Source organism: Desulfobotulus sp. (genome assembly GCF_034006065.1).
Classification (GTDB): domain Bacteria; phylum Desulfobacterota; class Desulfobacteria; order Desulfobacterales; family ASO4-4; genus Desulfobotulus.
Genome location: NZ_JAVETM010000007.1, coordinates 89,572 through 102,168 on the forward strand (window position 1 = coordinate 89,572; position 12,597 = coordinate 102,168).

13 protein-coding genes and 1 CRISPR repeat array (1 of these 14 only partly in view) are annotated in these 12,597 nt (G+C 57.5%); all 13 genes read right to left on the bottom strand.

Annotated elements, in window-relative coordinates; all coding sequences use genetic code 11:
* Nucleotides 1-265: direct repeats of the CRISPR family, unit length 32 nt; unit sequence GCCGCCCCTCACACAGGGGCGTGGATTGAAAC (it extends 3,774 nt beyond the left edge of the window).
* A gap of 186 nt (nucleotides 266-451) precedes the next feature.
* Complete coding sequence (locus tag RBR60_RS04895; RefSeq protein WP_320354762.1) at nucleotides 452-703, bottom strand: YHS domain-containing protein; 252 nt, start codon at nucleotides 701-703, stop codon at nucleotides 452-454.
* Nucleotides 679-1,191 (bottom strand): 2-amino-4-hydroxy-6-hydroxymethyldihydropteridine diphosphokinase, encoded by a 513-nt coding sequence (folK, locus tag RBR60_RS04900; RefSeq protein ID WP_320354763.1) that lies wholly within the window; start codon nucleotides 1,189-1,191, stop codon nucleotides 679-681. Before folK ends, RBR60_RS04895 begins: the two co-directional genes overlap by 25 nt.
* The gene (locus tag RBR60_RS04905) at nucleotides 1,188-1,655 is read right to left on the bottom strand and encodes a hypothetical protein (protein WP_320354764.1); all 468 of its coding nucleotides are present in this window, start codon (nucleotides 1,653-1,655) and stop codon (nucleotides 1,188-1,190) included. Before RBR60_RS04905 ends, folK begins: the two co-directional genes overlap by 4 nt.
* A 16-nt stretch (nucleotides 1,656-1,671) precedes the next feature.
* Nucleotides 1,672-2,928, bottom strand: a complete 1,257-nt coding sequence (locus RBR60_RS04910; protein WP_320354765.1) for an OFA family MFS transporter — start codon at nucleotides 2,926-2,928, stop codon at nucleotides 1,672-1,674.
* Between the two features lie 86 nt (nucleotides 2,929-3,014).
* Nucleotides 3,015-4,388 (bottom strand): argininosuccinate lyase, encoded by a 1,374-nt coding sequence (argH, locus tag RBR60_RS04915; protein WP_320354766.1) that lies wholly within the window; start codon nucleotides 4,386-4,388, stop codon nucleotides 3,015-3,017.
* Nucleotides 4,389-4,487: 99 nt separating this feature from the next.
* Entirely contained in the window at nucleotides 4,488-5,687 is a 1,200-nt protein-coding gene (locus tag RBR60_RS04920; RefSeq protein WP_320354767.1) for an argininosuccinate synthase, read from the bottom strand.
* 184 nt (nucleotides 5,688-5,871) lie between these two features.
* Nucleotides 5,872-6,801 carry an ornithine carbamoyltransferase gene (gene argF / locus RBR60_RS04925; RefSeq protein WP_320354768.1) on the bottom strand — a complete coding sequence of 310 codons (930 nt, stop codon included), beginning with the start codon at nucleotides 6,799-6,801 and terminating at the stop codon, nucleotides 5,872-5,874.
* A 31-nt stretch (nucleotides 6,802-6,832) separates the two neighbouring features.
* On the bottom strand, nucleotides 6,833-8,023 hold the full coding sequence (locus RBR60_RS04930) for an acetylornithine transaminase (protein ID WP_320354769.1): 1,191 nt from the start codon (nucleotides 8,021-8,023) through the stop codon (nucleotides 6,833-6,835).
* The gene (argB, locus tag RBR60_RS04935) at nucleotides 8,020-8,898 is read right to left on the bottom strand and encodes an acetylglutamate kinase (RefSeq protein ID WP_320354770.1); all 879 of its coding nucleotides are present in this window, start codon (nucleotides 8,896-8,898) and stop codon (nucleotides 8,020-8,022) included. The genes RBR60_RS04930 and argB overlap by 4 nt, the downstream gene beginning before the upstream one ends.
* Nucleotides 8,899-8,978: 80 nt before the next feature.
* Complete coding sequence (gene hslU, locus RBR60_RS04940; protein WP_320354771.1) at nucleotides 8,979-10,373, bottom strand: ATP-dependent protease ATPase subunit HslU; 1,395 nt, start codon at nucleotides 10,371-10,373, stop codon at nucleotides 8,979-8,981.
* Nucleotides 10,370-10,909: an ATP-dependent protease subunit HslV gene (hslV, locus tag RBR60_RS04945; RefSeq protein ID WP_320354772.1), complete on the bottom strand. Its 540-nt coding sequence runs from the start codon at nucleotides 10,907-10,909 to the stop codon at nucleotides 10,370-10,372. The genes hslU and hslV overlap by 4 nt, the downstream gene beginning before the upstream one ends.
* A gap of 2 nt (nucleotides 10,910-10,911) precedes the next feature.
* A complete protein-coding gene (locus RBR60_RS04950; protein WP_320354773.1) occupies nucleotides 10,912-11,847 on the bottom strand; it encodes a tyrosine recombinase XerC in 936 nt (311 codons plus the stop codon).
* A gap of 2 nt (nucleotides 11,848-11,849) precedes the next feature.
* Entirely contained in the window at nucleotides 11,850-12,452 is a 603-nt protein-coding gene (locus tag RBR60_RS04955) for a 5' nucleotidase, NT5C type (RefSeq protein ID WP_320354774.1), read from the bottom strand.
* Nucleotides 12,453-12,597: the final 145 nt, after the last annotated feature.

The window sequence follows — 12,597 nt, forward strand, 5'->3', positions numbered from 1 at the left end:
AAACTTATTCCATAACAGGAAAGAAGAAAATCCATGTGCCGCCCCTCACACAGGGGCGTGGATTGAAACCTCATACCTGTCCGCCTCAGACATCCGCTCCAGGCCGCCCCTCACACAGGGGCGTGGATTGAAACCGTTATCTTTGAGCGCGATCCCAGACATAAGGCTGCCGCCCCTCACACAGGGGCGTGGATTGAAACTTTCAGCGGATTATGAGTGACGGATGTATATTCGCCGCCCCTCACACAGGGGCGTGGATTGAAAAAATATTTGATTACCGCCGTCACGGTCACCATGGCGTATTGAAGGGAGGCAAGCACTTGGCGCTGCCTTGGAAGGGATGGGAGATGGACGTACCAACTATGCATAAATTTCATGGATGGGAACAAAACGTGATTCCCCCGCATCTCCCCGGCCCGGAGATGCGAATATCCATTCCAGATTCTTCCCCTTATTCTGGATCCGCGCCTTTTTTTTCCTTCTCGGCCTCAATGAATGTTTTTCTGCATGCTTCACTGCAAAAACAGATCTCCTGCCCATCCACCTTTGCCTTCACCGCCTCGCTCTCCGGCAGATACAGACCACAGACAGGGTCCTGCACCAACTCTTCGTGGATTTCCCTGTCGGATTTTTCCTCAGAAGAACCCACAATCAAGCGCCAGAGAATATAAATAAGAATCAGGGTTGCAATGATGCCGGGCATGGTATCCTTTCCACCCTCTGGGAGTTTTCCGGAAGTCTTGTCAAAAGATCCGCCATGGTTTCGTGCAGCAGAGGATGCCGCAATTCAGGATTCATATCACAAAGGGGAATAAGGACAAAACGCCGCAGATGCATCCGGGGATGGGGGAGAATCAGACGGAGAGAGGTGAAAACAAGATTCTCATACAAAAGAAGATCGAGATCCAGAAGCCTTGGACCAAAACGACGGGTCTTCGGCCCCTGTCCCGCCTCCTTCTGGAGACGCAGAAGATGGCCAAAAAGGGTTTCGGGATCATGGGAGGTGAGAATCCTTGCTGCGGCATTCACAAAATCCGGCTGATCCGCGTAATCCGTAGGGGCTGTTCTGTAAAAAGAAGAAACCGCATCCACAACCACACCCGGACAGCGGGAAAGACCGTCAAGCGCGCGGATCAGACTGGCTTCGGGATCACCGAGATTGGCTCCAAGGGAAATCCAGGCCCGGTTCACAGTCCCTTTCCTTCAACCGTTCCGGTGTTCACACGGGCTCCCGGCCCTTCTGCGCCGCCCGCAAGAAAACCCCGCACCTCATAGAGAAAAGCCCGCTCCGGGTCGGCTCTGTCCTCAAAGCTTCTTGCCTCAGGCCCCAGCACCGCACGCAGGGTATAAGCCGGGGGGCAATGGTCACAGTCCGCACCTGAAAGGGGCGCACGAAACACCCGAAAACCTGCGGGCGCATCCCCCTCAACTTCCCATGAAAGAAGAAAGCCTGAGGCCGTGGGCCGCACGGCAAGGGCATGGGGCATGGCAGGCAGACTTTTTCCCGGAGGTATGGGAGGGGCCTTGAGACCACAGGCCGCCACCCAGAAAAGGCAGAGCAGAAGGCTGAACCGGACTCCCCCTTTCCCCCAAAAGCCCAGAGATCCCCTTCCTTTCCGGATCATGGTGTCCCCCGCATTTTCCGCATGCCCCATTCCATCCTCCCCGGCCTCATGACACCGATCTTCTTTTGTGCATGGGAATCCCCACATTGCCCCTGGGCGCTCTGGCAAAAATTGCCACCAACGCCCCTGCCACGCAGGCGGATCCCGCCACCAGCAGGGCTTTTTCAAAACCAATGGCAATGGCAAGCCTTGGGGCTGTCAGGGCGGCAAGGCCGTAAAAGATAAAAATGGCCCCGTAGTTGTTGCCCACATGCACAAGCCCGAACCACTCCGCCGTCAGGGTGGGCAGCATGGCGGCAAGGCCTCCGAAGCTGAAACCCACGGCACAGGTGGCCACAAGAAAGCCCACATAGCCCATGGGCATGAGGGCCATGTAGAACATGGCAAGACTGAGCAGGACAAAAATGCCCAGCATGGAAATCTTCCTGCCAAACTGATCCGAAATCCATCCCCAGCCCAGACGGCCAAAGGCATTGAAAAGCGAGATCGTAACCACCGCATTGCCCGCAGCGCCAGGGCTCAACCCCACCAGAGTCGTTCCGATATTGGCCGCCACACTGATGATCATGAGACCTGCGGAAACCCCGAAAAACATCCAGATCACCAGCATGTAAAACTGCGGGGTGCGCATGGCTTCAAGGGGGGTAAAATCTTTCGAGGAAAGGGAAGCACCACCGCCCCAGGATGCGGGGGAAGGATTCCAGCCCTTAGGCCTGTATCCCGGTGGCGGCGCCACCAGGACCATAGCGCCTGCCACAAGCAGCACGCCGTAAATCAGCCCCAGGTACAAAAAGGAGCGGGAGACCCCGAATTCCCCGATGAAAAAAAGAATCACGGGTTTGAACAGCATTCCTCCGAGACCAAGGGCCGCAAGAATCAGCCCTGTGATCAGCCCCCTTTTTTCCGGAAACCATTTGGAGCAGGTGGCCAGCGGCGTAACATAGGCCGCACCAATGCCAATACCCGCAATCACCCCATAACTTGCGTAAAGAAAATAAATGTTGGTGGCAAAACTGGCAAGACTTACCCCCAGACCCGTAAGAATGCCACCGGCAATGGCCACCTTACGGGGCCCCACCTTGTCCTGCACCCTGCCCGCCACAATCACGGCCAGGGAAAAGAAAGCCAGGGTGAGGGAAAAGGTGAACACCGTGTCACCGGGTGTCCATCCAAAGGCCTCCACCAGAGGCTGATTAAAAAGGCTCCAGGTATAAATGGCTCCCAGGCTGAGCTGCATGAGCAGAGATCCCGCCACCACCAGCCAGCGGTTGGGAAGTTGTGCTTCTTCAGGCGATACGACCACAATGCCCCCTTTGGCATATATTTTTCCCCTTCAGGCAGGATCCCCCCAGCTCCTGAGAGAAAAATTCTTACAGACAAAAAACGGTTCTATAAAACTGTCCGCGCATTCCGGATGGCCGCTTTCACGTTCTCCGTGGCCGTGCCTCCTGCGGAACGCCTGCGGTTGATCATGCTTTCCACGGAAAGGGCCTCAAAAATATCCCCTTCCACCAGCCCGGAAAACTCCTGCAACTCTTTGAGGGAAAGATCCTGCAGCTCCTTGCCGCGGGAAAGGGCATAGGCCACGGCCTTTCCCACCACGCTGTGGGCCTTGCGGAAGGGAAGCCCCCTTTCCACGAGATAGTCCGCCATGTCCGTTGCGTTGAGAAAGCCCGTTTCGCAGGCCTTTTTCAGACGCTCTTCCTGCACCTTCATGGTGGGCAGCATGCGGATATAAATGTCCAGCACATCCTTTAAGGTGTCCACACCGTCAAAGAGCGGAAACTTGTCCTCCTGCATGTCCCGGTTGTAGGTCATGGGCAGGGATTTCATGAGGGTGAGGATGTTCACAAGATGGCCCAGCACCCGGCCCGTCTTGCCCCGCACCAGCTCAGGAATGTCCGGGTTTTTCTTCTGGGGCATGATGGAAGAACCCGTGGTGAAGGCATCGGAAAGCTGGATAAAGGCAAACTCCGAGGTGGACCAGAGAATCAGCTCTTCGGAAATTCGTGAGAAATGCACCATAGAGATGGAGGCTGCGGAAAGAAATTCTGCGATGAAATCCCGGTCTGCCACCGCATCCATGCTGTTCGCCGCCATTTCCGGAAAATCGAGAAGCCTGCGGACAAGCTCCCGGTCGATGGGGTGGGGGGTTCCCGCCAGAGCCGCAGCCCCGAGGGGCATGACATTGATGCGGGTCAGGGCATCCTCGAAACGTCTGGCATCCCGGGTGAACATCTCATAATAGGCCATCATGTGATGGGAAAAGAGTACGGGCTGGGCGCGCTGGGTATGGGTGTAACCGGGCATGGGCACATGGAGGTGGGCCTCGGCCAGATCCACCAGAACGCTGCGCAGGCGACGCAGGCCATCAAGGATCTCCAGGGTTTCCCGCCTCAGCCAGAGACGGATGTCCAGCGCCACCTGATCGTTGCGGCTGCGGGCTGTGTGCAGTTTTCTTGCCGCATCCCCGATCTTTTCCGTAAGGGCGGTCTCGATGTGCATGTGGATGTCTTCGAGGCTGTCGTCATAGGCAAAACGGCCCGCCTCGATCTCTGTTTCAATCTCCCTCAAACCCTTTTCAATGGCATCCGCCTCCGCATCGCTGAGGATGCCCACGGAGGCCAGCATACGGGAATGGGCGATGGAGCCCTGAATGTCCTCCCGGAACATGCGGGAGTCGATGGCGATGGAGGAGGTGAAGCGCTCCACACTTTTGTCTGTGGGAATGGCGAAACGTCCGTCCCAGGGTTTTTCTGCCATGGTCTTTTCCTCTTATCTTTTTCCTCTGATGACGGTAAGGGCGGCCTGAGTCAGACCGCCCTTCGTGAAAAATTCATTTTTTTTCTGGTACCCGTCCCATCAGGACTTCATCAGCCTCTGGATACGGAGCCGCAGGGCATTGAGCCGGATGAAGCCTTCGGCATCCCGCTGGCGATAGACCTTGTCATCCTCAAAGGTGGCAAAGGCTTCAGAGTAGATGGAGTTATCGGACTTTCTGCCCAGCACATAGCACTGGCCCTTGTAGAGCTTCATCCGAACGACACCGTTCACCACGGTCTGGGTTTCATCAATCATGTGCTGGAGAAGCCGCATTTCAGGCGAAAACCAGAAGCCGTTGTACACCAGTTCCGCGTATTTGGGGATGAGGCTGTCCCGCAGGTGGGCCACTTCCCGGTCGAGCGTGATGGATTCCATGGCCATGTGGGCCTGACGCAGCACCGTGCCGCCGGGGGTCTCGTACACCCCTCTGGACTTCATGCCCACAAAGCGGTTTTCCACAAGGTCGATGCGACCGATACCATTGCGTCCGCCCAGGGTGTTCAGGGTCTTCAGCATCAGGGCCGGGCTCATCTCCTCACCGTTCACGGCCACGGGGTTCCCGGCGCGGAAGGTGATTTCAACGATCTCCGGAAGATCCGGAGCCTTTTCCGGAGCAATGCTCATGGTGTACATGTCGTCCGTGGCTTCGGCCCAGGGATCTTCCAGCACTCCGCCCTCGTAGCTGATGTGCAGAAGGTTACGGTCCGTGCTGTAGGGCTTTTTGGGGGAAGTGGGCACCTCGATGCCGTGCTTTTCCGCAAAGGCCATGAGGGCCGTGCGGGAGGTGAGATCCCATTCCCGCCAGGGAGCAATGATGCGGATGTGGGGATCAATGGAAAAATAGCTCAGCTCAAAGCGCACCTGATCGTTGCCCTTGCCCGTGGCCCCGTGGCTGACGGCATCCGCGCCCTCAATCTTGGCAATTTCCATCTGACGCTTGGCAATGAGGGGCCGGGCGAGGGAGGTGCCCAGAAGGTACTGGCCCTCATAAATGGCGTTGGCCCGGAAGGCGGGGAAAACATAGTCCCGGACAAACTCTTCCCGGAGATCGTCGATATACACCTTGGAAGCCCCGGTTTTCAGGGCCTTGGGCCGGATGAAATCCAGCTCTTCCTCCTGACCGATATCCGCGGAAAAACTGATGACCTCACAGCCATAGACTTCAATGAGCCATTTCAGGATCACGGAGGTATCCAGCCCGCCGGAATAGGCAAGCACCACTTTTTTCACATCACTCATGTAAGATTTTCTCCCCCCATCACAGGAATAAGGTCCGGAATGCGGCTTCCGGAATCATGCAGGTCATACAATCAGGTCATACAATCAATAAAAACGGAGCATGAAATCTTTTTATGACTGCATCCGCTGATTTTTCAATCAAAAAAAGGCTTCACACCCGGTATCCCTGCGTGAAGCCCCTTTTTTAAGACGTTTTTCTGTTCACAAGGCAGTCGAGAAGGGCCGCATGCATGTGCATCTTGTTTTCCGCCTGATCCCAGAGTTCAGGATGGGACTCCATCACCCCGTCCGTAATTTCTTCCCCCCTGTGGGCGGGCAGGCAGTGCAGCACCAGCGCATCCTTTGCGGCAAGACCCATGCGTTTTTCATCCACACAGAAGCCCGCAAAATCCTTTTCCCGCTTTTTCTGCTCTTCTTCCTGGCCCATGCTGGCCCAGACATCCGTATAAACCACATCGGCCTTTTCCATGGCTTCTTCCGGACTGCGCACCACCTTCACCCTGCCCGGAGACCGGGATTCCGCAAGGGCCAGGATATCCGCATCCGGGTCATAGCCTTCGGGGCAGGCCAGCACCAGGGGAAAACCGAGAACGCCCGCAGCGTTGATCCAGGAGTGGGCCACGTTGTTGCCGTCCCCCACCCAGGCGAACTTCAGGCTGGCAAGATTGTCAAAGCCGCCCCGCATCTCCACCACGGTGAGCAGGTCGCTTAAAATCTGGCAGGGATGGAAGCGGTCGCTCAGGGCGTTGATCACGGGAATGGAAGACCATGCGGCAAATTCCTCGATGAGCTCCTGGGCATAGGTGCGGATGACCAGCACGTCGAGATAGCGGGAAAGCACCCGTGCCGTATCCCGAACCGGTTCGGAGCGGCTCATCTGGGTAGCGCCGGTGGACAGGAACATGGGGTGCCCGCCCAGACGCGCCCAGGCCGACTCAAAGGACACACGGGTGCGGGTGGAGGCCTTGTCAAACACCATGCCCATGACCTTGCCCGCAAAGGGTCGGTCCACAATGCCCTGACGCCGCCGGGCCTTCATTTCCAAAGCCCGGTCCATCAGCAGACGAAAATCCTCCCGGCTCAGCTCTCCGAGGTGCAGCAGATCCTTTTTCACCAGCTCTCTTCCTCCCTTCCAAAAAACACGGCTAAATATGAATTTCCGAAAGAAGCCCGTCCAGGGCCGCAATCATGGCATCAATATCTTCTTTTTCAATGATAAAGGGCGGGACAAAGCGCAGGGTATTGCCCTGCACGCAGTTGATGATAAAGCCCTTTTCCATCATGGCCTTCACCAGGGGCACGCCGTCGCAGGCAAGCTCAATGCCGATGAGAAGCCCCAGTCCCCGCACTTCCTTTGCCACCGGATGGCAGAGAAGCCCTTCCAGTTTCTCTTTAAAATACTGGCCCAGCGCGGCACAGCGCTCCACCAGCCCTTCCTTTTCCAGGGTTTCCATCACGGCAAGGGCCCCTGCGGTGGCAAGGGGCGTGCCGCCAAAGGTGCTGGCATGGGAGCCGGGGGTAAAACTCGCCATCACCCCATCCTTTGCCAGCATGGCACCAATGGGAAGTCCGTTGCCAAGGGCCTTGGCCAGGGTCATGATGTCCGGTGCCACACCGGAATGCTCATAGGCGAAAAGTTTTCCTGTGCGTCCGATCCCCGTCTGGATCTCATCAAAGATCAGGAGAATGCCCTTTTCATCACAAAGACGGCGCACCCCTTCCAGATACCCCGCTTCCGGCACCCGGATACCGCCTTCACCCTGAACGGGCTCCAGCATCACCGCACAGGTGTTTTCCGTTACGGCCTGCTCCAGGGCGGCAAGGTCGCCGTAGGGTACATGGGAAAAACCTTCAAGCACGGGCGAAAAGCCTTCCCGGATCTTCTCCTGACCCGTGGCCGTGAGGGTGGCCATGGTGCGGCCATGGAAGGATTTTTCCATGGCAACGATGTGATGACAGTCCGGGCCCTTATGCCCATGCCCGTATTTCCGGGCCAGCTTGATGGCCGCCTCATTGGCTTCCGCGCCGGAATTGCAGAAAAAGACCTTATCCGCAAAGCTTTTTCTCACCAGCCATTCGGCAAGCTTCACCTGGGGTTCGGTGTAAAAAAGGTTGGAGACATGCACCAAAAGGGCCGCCTGACGGCTGAGGGCCTCGGTCAGGGCCGGATGGCTGTGGCCCAGACTGCACACGGCAATGCCGCTGACAAAATCCGTATATTCCCGGCCCGCTTCGTCCCAGAGCCGGACGCCTTCCCCCTTCACAAGGGTTAAGGGGTAGCGTGCATAGGTGTGGGCCATCACCGCGTCGGCCCGTGTCTGCAGATTTTCGCTCATAAAAGGACTTCCGTTCCGATTCCCTGATCCGTGAAAAGTTCCAGCAGCAGCGAATGCCGCCGCGTCCCATTGATGATATGGCATTTGCCCACACCGCCGGACAGGGCGGAAAGGGCGTATTCCAGCTTGGGGATCATGCCGCCCACAATGCTTTCATCACTGATCATGCGGCGGACTTCCTTTGTGTCGATGGAGTGGATCAGCTTTTTGTCCCGATCCAGCACGCCATCCACGTCCGTCAGCAGGATGAGGCGGAAGGCGTTGAGGGCCGCAGCAATGCGGCAGGCCACCACATCGGCGTTGATGTTGTAGGTCTCCCCGTTTTCGCCCACCCCTACGGGAGCCACCACGGGAATGAAACCCTTGTCCGTGAGGGTGCGGAGAATCTCGGGGTTCACGCGGGTGACCTCGCCCACAAGGCCGGGGTCGATGATTTCAGGGGGGGCATCTCCCACCCCTTCCTTCACAATGGTCATCTTCCGGGCCTGCACCAGCCCGGCATCCTTGCCCGTGATGCCCACGGCCCTGCCGCCCGCCTGGGCAATCTGGGCCACAATGGATTTATTGACCTTGCCGCCCAGCACCATTTCCACCACGTCCATGGTTTCAGCGTCCGTAAGGCGCATGCCGCGCACAAACTGGGGCTTGATGCCCATGCGGTCCATGACCTCGTTGATCTGGGGGCCGCCGCCATGCACCACCACAGGATGGATGCCGATGTATTTCAACAGGGTGATGTCCCTTGCAAAATCCATCTTGAGCTGTTCATCCACCATGGCGTGACCGCCGTATTTTACCACAATGGTGCTGCCCGCAAACTGCCGGATATAGGGCAGGGCTTCAATGAGAATGTCTGCTACGTTCTGTGGTTTCATCCGCGTTTTTCCAAAAAGAGTGCCCTGGCAAAACCGGCTCCCTGTTCCTGCAGGAATACCGGTGATTTTTTCAATGTGCCTCAGAGAATAAAACGGCTCAGATCCTCGTCTGCCTTCAGCTCGGAAAGCTTTTCCCGCACATAGACCGCGTCCACGCAAAGGTTTTTTTCCGCCATGGAAGGCCCGTCAAAAAGGGGATCTTCCAGAAGCTTTTCCATCAGGGTGTGCAGCCTGCGGGCGCCGATGTTTTCCGTACGGCGGTTCACCTCCTCGGCTATGGCCGCCAGCTCGGCAATGGCGTCTTCCGTAAATTCCAGGCGGATGCCCTCCGTCTCCAGAAGGGCCGCATACTGCAGGGGAAGACGGTTCTGGGGCTCGGTGAGGATACGGACAAAATCCGCCTTTTCAAGGCTGTCCAGAGTGACACGGATGGGAAAACGACCCTGAAGCTCCGGAATGAGATCCGAGGGCCGACAGATATGGAAAGCGCCTGCGGCGATGAAAAGGATATGATCCGTTTTCACAGGCCCGTATTTCGTGTTCACCGTGCTGCCTTCCACAATGGGCAGAAGATCCCGCTGTACCCCTTCCCTGGACACATCCGGCCCCTTGCCGCCGCTGCGGGCCGCCACCTTGTCGATCTCATCGAGAAAGACAATGCCGGAATTTTCCACCAGGGCCACGGCTTCCCGACCCACCTTGTCCATGTCCACCAGACGCTGGCCCTCTTCCGTAGCCATGGTTTCCAGGGCTTCCTTGACCGTCATCTTTCTGCGGCGGGTCTGTCTGGGAATGAAGGCGGCCATCATTTCCTTAAAATTGTTGCCCACCTCTTCCATGCCCGTGCCAGAGAACATGTCCATGACCATGCCCTTGGGCTTTTCCGTGATTTCGATCTCCACGTCCCGGCCATCGAGCTTGCCCTTGCGCAGAAGGGTGCGAAGCTTTTCCCGGGTGCTGCCCGCATCCCCCGTACCCACAAGATCAATGCTGCCATCCAGCACAGGACTTGAGCTGCGGCCCGGCGGCAGCAGGGCATCGAGAATCCTCTCTTCGGCAAGGTTCAAGGCCTTTTCCGCCACAGCAGCCTGCTCCTTTTCCTTCACCATGGCCACACCGATCTCCGTGAGATCCCGGATCATGGATTCCACGTCCCGTCCCACATAGCCCACTTCCGTGAACTTCGAGGCCTCGACCTTGATGAAGGGCGCTTCCGCCAGTTTGGCAAGCCGCCTTGAAATCTCCGTCTTGCCCACACCGGTCGGGCCGATGAGGATGATGTTCTTGGGCGCAATCTCATCCCGAAGATGCTCGGGCACCTGCTGCCGCCGCCAGCGGTTTCTCAGGGCAATGGCCACGGAACGCTTGGCTGCGCGCTGGCCGATGATGTAGGCATCCAGGGCTTCCACAATGCGGGCGGGGGTCAGGTGATCGCCGCCTGGGCTTTTTTCCTCAATCCGGGCAATCTCATTCATCCGGAAATCTCCTCTATGGTGAACTGGGCGTTGGTATAGACGCAAAGCCCGGCGGCAATTTCCATGGCATTTTCCGCAATCTCCCTTGCCGTCTTTTCCGTGTGACGGAAAAGGGCTTCCGCTGCGGCCTGGGCGGCCACGGAACCGGAGCCAATGGCAATGACCCCGCTGTCCGGCTCAATGATGTCTCCTGTGCCGGAAAGAAGATAGATACTTTCCGAAGAGGCGGCGATCATCATGGCTTCCAGGCGGCGGAGCATGCGATCCGTACGCCAGTCCCGGGCCAGCTCCACAGCCGCCCGGGTGAGGTTGCCGCCAAAGGCCTCCAGTTTGGCCTCAAGCTTTTCGGAAAGGGTCAGGGCATCCGCCGTGGCACCGGCAAAGCCCACCACAATGCGATCTTTATAAATACGCCTCACCTTGCGCGCCCCGTGCTTGACCACCGCGCTGCCCAGGGTAACCTGTCCGTCCCCCGCCACAACGGTCTGCCCGTTTCTGCGAACCGCCACAATGGTGGTGCCGTGAAAGTTTTCCATTCTTATTCCTCTGTCTTGCTTCGGGGATGGGCCTTGTCATACACGGCCATCATCCTGTCCAGGGTCATGTGGGTGTAGCGCTGGGTGGTGGAAAGGCTCTCATGACCCAAAAGCTCCTGCACAGACCGCAGATCCGCGCCTCCGTCCAGAAGGTGGGTGGCAAAACTGTGACGCAGGTCATGGGGCGATACCCGCGTGGGAAGGCCCGCCCTCCTGGCCTCGGTATCCAGAATCGTCCGGATGCTGCGCACCCCGAGCCTTGCCATGCGGGTGTTCCGGAAAAGGGCATCCTCTCCCCTTCCCTCCAGAAGACGAAAGGCCGTAAGGCCGGAAAGGGCCTCCCGGTAGGCGGCAATGGCCTGTAAGGCCGGAAGCCCGATGGGGACCAGCCTGTCCTTTTCGCCCTTACCCGCCCGCACCCGCACCAGCTCCCGCTCTGCATCAATATCCTGAACATCCAGACCCGCCAGCTCCGACACCCGAAGCCCCGTGCTGTACAGGGTTTCAAGGAGAGCCCGGTTACGCAGATCCTGCCAGTCTGAGGCGGGTACCGCATCCAGAAGGCGAAAGGCCTCATCCACGGTGAGCCAGCGGGGCAGATGCTTTTCCTTTTTTGGCGTACGCACGCCCAGGGTAGGGTCGCTTCCCCGCAGTTCCTGACGCATCAGCCAGGCCGAAAAACTCCGTAAGGCCGAAAGCCTGCGGCCGATGGTGCTTCGGGCCATTTTTCTGCGGAAAAGATCCGCAAGCCAGAGCCGTACCATGTCTGGGGTCACATCGGAAGCACCAAGAACCGTTTTTCTTTTTTTTTCCACCACATCGAGAAAATCCGCAATATCCCGGCCATAGGCGGCCAGGGTGTGAGCGCTTGCATTCCGCTCCGCACCCAGGCTTTCGAGAAAAAGGGAGAGAAGCTCCCGTAAGGATTTTTCCTCCATGGTCAGATCCCGAAATACCCGGCGATGTCCGCCCAGGAGCGCACCTCATGGAAAGGATGGGGCCTGCGGTTCCAGGGCTGGGTGAAAAGGAGAGGCTCTATGCCCGCATCCTTTAGATAGAAGCAGGTTTCCAGACGGTCTTCCACAAAAAGGGTTTTCCCCCGGCTTTCCAGCACCTCAGCCTTGTTATCAAAACTGCCCGTGGCCACCACCTCAAAGCAGTCTCTGCCAAGACCAAGACGCTTTTCCAGCCAATCCTGCACCGGAGCCGCATCCGGTCTTGCGGTCACAAAGAGAAGGGAGCCTGCGGTTTCGAGAAGTCTTGGCAGGACGCTATCCGCGCCGGGAAGGGGTTCCAGACGGTGATTGTAGTCCGGCCCCACCACCTTGGTGATAATCTGGAGCAGGGTATCGAGATCCACATCCAGGCAGCGGGAGAAATCATAGTCTGTGATCTTTTCCGGATACAGGTCATGAAGACCGAATTCTTCCCTGCCAATGGCCGAAAAAAGGCTCATGGTGTCCGCCACCACGCCGTCAAAATCAAAGGCAAAGGCCCCGTTTTCCAGAAAATTTTTCCCCGTTTTTGCGCCCTTCTCCATCATGGCTTTCCTCTTTTAAGGCCCTTTAAAAAAATCAAGCCGTCAATCTAGCCCAGAGGAAGAAAGACTGTCAATAAAGAGGACGCAGATACATCATTTTAAAACAGAATGCTGACCGAATCGGGAAATCAGAGATCCCATTTCTCTA

Coding starts and splice junctions, on each gene's coding strand:
- RBR60_RS04955 (WP_320354774.1), bottom strand. CDS start 12,452: ATGATGGAGAAGGGCGCAAAAACGGGGAAAAATTTTCTGGAAAACGGG.
- hslU (WP_320354771.1), bottom strand. CDS start 10,373: ATGAATGAGATTGCCCGGATTGAGGAAAAAAGCCCAGGCGGCGATCAC.
- hslV (WP_320354772.1), bottom strand. CDS start 10,909: ATGGAAAACTTTCACGGCACCACCATTGTGGCGGTTCGCAGAAACGGG.
- RBR60_RS04930 (WP_320354769.1), bottom strand. CDS start 8,023: ATGAGCGAAAATCTGCAGACACGGGCCGACGCGGTGATGGCCCACACC.
- RBR60_RS04905 (WP_320354764.1), bottom strand. CDS start 1,655: ATGGGGCATGCGGAAAATGCGGGGGACACCATGATCCGGAAAGGAAGG.
- RBR60_RS04920 (WP_320354767.1), bottom strand. CDS start 5,687: ATGAGTGATGTGAAAAAAGTGGTGCTTGCCTATTCCGGCGGGCTGGAT.
- argB (WP_320354770.1), bottom strand. CDS start 8,898: ATGAAACCACAGAACGTAGCAGACATTCTCATTGAAGCCCTGCCCTAT.
- RBR60_RS04895 (WP_320354762.1), bottom strand. CDS start 703: ATGCCCGGCATCATTGCAACCCTGATTCTTATTTATATTCTCTGGCGC.
- RBR60_RS04950 (WP_320354773.1), bottom strand. CDS start 11,847: ATGGAGGAAAAATCCTTACGGGAGCTTCTCTCCCTTTTTCTCGAAAGC.
- argH (WP_320354766.1), bottom strand. CDS start 4,388: ATGGCAGAAAAACCCTGGGACGGACGTTTCGCCATTCCCACAGACAAA.